Origin of the sequence: Sulfobacillus harzensis (genome assembly GCF_012933365.1) — a bacterium.
GTDB lineage: Bacteria > Bacillota > Sulfobacillia > Sulfobacillales > Sulfobacillaceae > Sulfobacillus_B > Sulfobacillus_B harzensis.
The window spans coordinates 1-1,636 of the sequence record NZ_JABBVZ010000245.1; the positions used below are offsets into that span (position 1 = coordinate 1).

The 1,636-nt window shown below is 56.8% G+C and carries 3 protein-coding genes and 1 pseudogene; all 4 read left to right on the forward strand.

What is annotated here, in order from left to right; translation table 11 throughout:
* The first annotated feature begins 105 nt into the window (after positions 1-105).
* The gene (locus HIJ39_RS25030; RefSeq protein ID WP_338055279.1) at positions 106-966 is read left to right on the forward strand and encodes a MurR/RpiR family transcriptional regulator; all 861 of its coding nucleotides are present in this window, start codon (positions 106-108) and stop codon (positions 964-966) included.
* Between the two features lie 40 nt (positions 967-1,006).
* Positions 1,007-1,141 (forward strand): hypothetical protein, encoded by a 135-nt coding sequence (locus tag HIJ39_RS24805; protein ID WP_275107407.1) that lies wholly within the window; start codon positions 1,007-1,009, stop codon positions 1,139-1,141.
* Between the two features lie 3 nt (positions 1,142-1,144).
* Entirely contained in the window at positions 1,145-1,336 is a 192-nt protein-coding gene (locus tag HIJ39_RS22780; RefSeq protein ID WP_169103314.1) for a hypothetical protein, read from the forward strand.
* Positions 1,329-1,636 (forward strand): annotated as a pseudogene (murQ, locus tag HIJ39_RS22785) (N-acetylmuramic acid 6-phosphate etherase); the annotation flags it as partial. The gene HIJ39_RS22780 and the pseudogene murQ, both read left to right, overlap by 8 nt.

Genomic DNA, 1,636 nt, shown 5'->3' on the forward strand with positions numbered 1-1,636 from the left:
ATTGAGAAATGTTGTATCATCCCACTGTTCCATGTTATGATAATCACCGTACACTTGTTAGAAAATTCCTCATCTTAGCAAGATGGGGAACTAAGGAGAATCGGCGTGCCGATAGCAGGTGTTTTAGAACGGATTGAATCGAATCTGGACTTGTTAACAGGATCGGAAGCCAAAATTGCGCAATGGATTTTGGAAAATCCCGAAACTGTTCTCCGTTTAACCGTTCGCGACTTGGCCCGGGAATCCAACTCCAGCCAAGCTGCCGTGATTCGTCTGTTGAGAACCCTCAAAATCGACGGCTACAGCACACTCAAGGTGTTATTGACCGCCGATCTGGTGCGTCAGGAACAACGTTCCTCGCCGGAATACACCGAAATTAATCCCGGTGCCTCATTCGACAGCCAGTTGCAGTCCTTTGCGCATGCCGCCGAGGACTCCATCTATCAAACAATCAACAACTTAAATGAGGCCGATTTGGCGCGTGTCAGCGAACGGCTGCGCAGCGCGCACCACGTGTTCCTGTTCGGCATGGCGGCCTCACATATCGCGGCTGAAGATCTGGCACAGAAACTTACCCGGCTTGGCTTCCCGGTGACCTGCTGGCGGGATATCCACTTAGCGGTGATGGCTTCGGCTCTTCTGGGGTCGGAGGACGTCGCCGTTTTAGTGTCTTTCTCGGGGGCAACCCGAGAAGTGCTGGAGCTGGCAACTGAGCTTCGCGAACGCGAAGCCTTCATAGTCGCGATTACACAATATCGGCCCAAAAACCGTCTCGCGGAGCTGGCCGATGTTGTGTTCCATGTCTCCGCGCAAGAACCGACACCCCGCATTGGCGCCACGACGTCTGTTTTGGCCTCGCTCCTGATCGGCGATGCCTTGATGTTGTGGTTGGCCAATCAGGATGCCACCCGGACCTTAAGACATCTTAAGGCGACCGAGGAGGCCATCCGGCAGCATCGTGTGTAAGCCGGGTGATTGGAGACAGCAAGAGGAACGGAGGCTCACGATGGAGCAGGAGTGGATTGCCTTGAATACGGAGTCGTGGGACCAAGCGATTCCCGATTTGGGGACACTCAGCAATTTAGAGCTTGTCCAAGTCATGAACCGCGCTGACAAAACCGTGGCTGAAAAGGTAGAGTAGGTCTTGCCGGATGTGGCACGGGCGATTGACGTGATTGTCACCCACTTTCGCCTCGGCGGCCGATTATTTTACGTGGGCGCTGGGACGAGTGGACGACTTGGCGTGTTGGATGCGGCGGAATGCCCGCCGACCTTCAACACCTCCCCGGATATGGTTCAGGCCCTAATGGCGGGGGGGGCGCGACGCCATTTTTGAAGCGCAGGAAGGCACCGAAGATGATCAGGCGCAGGGAGGCGTCGACTTGCACGAAGCGGGAGCACGTGCGGGCGATGTCGTCGTCGGCCTCACCGCGTCAGGCAACACCCCCTACGTAAGGGGCGCGTTGACGTGGGCTCGGTCGTGCGGACTCGCCACCATTTCCGTGAGCTGCAACCCCCAGCCGGCCGCCGCTGCTTTGTCAGATGTGGCCATCGCCGTGGATACAGGCCCGGAAGTGGTGATGGGCTCCACCCGCTTAAAGGCCGGGACCGCCGAAAAAATGGTGCTCAACATGCT